Annotated in this window: 2 protein-coding genes; one reads left to right on the forward strand and one right to left on the reverse strand. The window is 76.1% G+C overall.

The window, feature by feature from the left end; genetic code table 11:
• Positions 1-330: TetR/AcrR family transcriptional regulator (locus AB0J52_RS37755; protein WP_500187775.1), on the reverse strand; the 330-nt coding region annotated here is incomplete at its 3' end.
• A gap of 107 nt (positions 331-437) precedes the next feature.
• On the opposite strand from AB0J52_RS37755, the gene AB0J52_RS37760 reads away from it, so the two are divergent.
• On the forward strand, positions 438-1952 hold the full coding sequence (locus AB0J52_RS37760) for an MFS transporter (RefSeq protein WP_500187777.1): 1515 nt from the start codon (positions 438-440) through the stop codon (positions 1950-1952).
• Positions 1953-2078: the final 126 nt, after the last annotated feature.

The following is a 2078-nucleotide window of genomic DNA, read 5'->3' on the forward strand; positions in this document are numbered from 1 at the left end:
GGCCGCCTCGAGCAGGCGGCCGTACCGGCTGAGGACGGGCCAGCCGTCCCGGACCAGCCGCGCGAACGCCTCCTCCGGCGGCCCGTCGTCGCCGGCCCCGCCGATCGCGGACATGCTCGCCTCGATGGCCCGCGTGAGGACGGCCCGGACGAGGTCCTCCCGCGACGGGAAGTGCGCGTACACGGTGACGCGCCCGACCCCCGCGGCCTTGGCGATGTCGCCGACGCCGACGTCCGGCGCGCGGGCGAGCAGGTCGGTCGCGGCGTCCAGGATCGCGGCGGTGTTGCGTTCGGCGTCCGCGCGGCGGCGCGTGGGTCCCGCACTCGGCATGGCCCCAGCGTACCCCGTAAGTCGAACAACGGTGTTGGACTTATGGGTGCGAGGGAGTACGTTAAGTCGAACAGCACTGTTCGGTTTATCGCCCGAGGAGCACCCCGATGGCCCACCCCCACGCCGCGCACCCCGAACCGCCCCCGCACTCTCCCGGCACAGCGCACTCACACCAAGCCGCGCACGCACACCCGCTCCACCCCGGCCACCGTGAGGACGCCGCGCCCGGCGAGACCCCCGACCCGCGCCGCTGGCGCGCGCTGGCGCTGCTGAGCGTCGCCCAGTTCATGCTGGTCCTGGACGTCACGGTCATCAACGTCGCGCTGCCCGACGCCGGCGCCGACCTGCACCTCGGCCGGACGGCCCTGACCTGGGCGGTGACCGCCTACACGCTGTTCTTCGGCGGCCTCATGGCCCTCGGCGGGCGGCTCGCCGACGCGTTCGGGGGCCGCCGCGTGCTGCTGACCGGCCTGGCCCTGTTCACGCTCGCCTCGCTCGCCACCGGCCTCGCCCAGAACGCCGCCCTCCTCCTGGGCGGACGCGTCGCCCAGGGGATCGGGGCCGCGCTGCTGTCCCCGGCGGCGCTCGCCGCCATCACGACCGGCTTCCACGGGACCGAGCGGAACAAGGCCCTCGGCGTCTGGGCGTCCCTCGGCGGGATCGGTTTCGCCGCCGGGGTCCTGTTCGGCGGCGCGCTCACCGCCGGACCCGGCTGGCGCTGGGTGTTCTTCGTGAACGTCCCGGTCGGGCTCGCGCTGCTCGCCGCCCTGCCCGGCGTCCTGCGCGCGCCGCGCGCCGCCGCCTCGCGCGGCCTGGACCTGCTGGGCGCGCTCACCGTCACGGCGGCCACCGGCTCGTTCATCTACGGGATGGTCCACGCCGGCGACGCCGGGTGGTCCACGCCCGGCACGCTGCTGCCGCTGGCCGCCGCCGTCCTGCTCTACGGGGCCTTCGCCGCCGTCGAGCGGACCGTCCGCAACCCGCTGGTGGACGTCCGCATGCTGGCGCGGCGCCCGGTCGTCACCGGGGCGCTGCTGATGCTGGTCGCGTCGGGGCTGCTGATCTCCATGTTCTTCCTCGGGTCGCTCTACCTGCAGCACCTGCGCGGCCTCGGCGCGCTCCGGACGGGCCTGCTGTTCCTGCCCGCCGCGTTCGCCACCGGCGCCGGCGCCCACCTCGCCGCGCGCCTCGTCGGGACGGTCGGCGCCCGCCCGGTCGCCTTCGGCGGCCTCGCGCTGGTCGCCGTCGGCACAGGGCTGCTGACCGCCCTGCCGGAGACCGGGAGCGTCGCCCTGCGGTTCCTGCCCGGCATCACGATCGCCGCGGCCGGAGTGGGCCCGGTGTTCGTCACCGCCACCACCTCGGCGCTCGCGCATGTCACGCATGCCGAGGCCGGGCTGGCGTCCGGGGTCGTCAACACCTTCCACGAGCTGGGCGCGGCCGTGGGCGTCGCGCTGGCCTCCACGATCGCCGCCTCGGGCCTCGCGGCCGCGCCGTCGGTGGACGGCTTCACCCGCGCCTACACGGTGTTCGCGATCACCGCGGGGGTGGCCGCAGTCCTGTCCCTGTGGCTCGTCCCGCCCGGAAAGCCGCAGATGACCGGAGGCCCGCACGTCCACTGAGCGCCCTCGGACCCCGGCCGTCGCGGGTCAGGGGGTGTCCGGCCGGACGGCGTGCGCCAGCCGGACCGCGATCTGCCCGGCCGCGAACAGGCGGGTGAACCGCTCGCCCTCGCCGTCCGGCAGGGC

It is taken from the genome of Spirillospora sp. NPDC049652 (genome assembly GCF_040675125.1).
Lineage (GTDB): Bacteria > Actinomycetota > Actinomycetes > Streptosporangiales > Streptosporangiaceae > Spirillospora.